The 204-nt window shown below is 65.2% G+C and carries 1 protein-coding gene; it reads left to right on the top strand.

Annotation, left to right across the window (positions count from 1 at the left end; genetic code table 11):
• Window positions 1-204, top strand: a 204-nt coding sequence (locus F6X42_RS43380; RefSeq protein WP_187639811.1) for an Ig-like domain-containing protein, incomplete at both ends; no start/stop codon positions are given.

Below are 204 nucleotides of genomic sequence, written 5' to 3' on the forward strand. Positions count from 1 at the left end.
GGCGAAGTCATTGACCACGTGGGTCCGATCCAGGGTCCGGTGGGCAATGGGGAGAGCACGGACGACACGCAGCCGACGCTGGTGGGCAAGGGTGAGCCGGGCGACACGATCATCGTGATCGACAACGGCACGCCGATTGGCGAGACGAAGGTCGACGAGGAGGGCAACTGGAGCTTCACGCCTGAAACGCCGCTGGACGAAGGC

It is taken from the genome of Paraburkholderia podalyriae, from assembly GCF_014397785.1.
Classification (GTDB): Bacteria; Pseudomonadota; Gammaproteobacteria; order Burkholderiales; family Burkholderiaceae; genus Paraburkholderia; species Paraburkholderia podalyriae.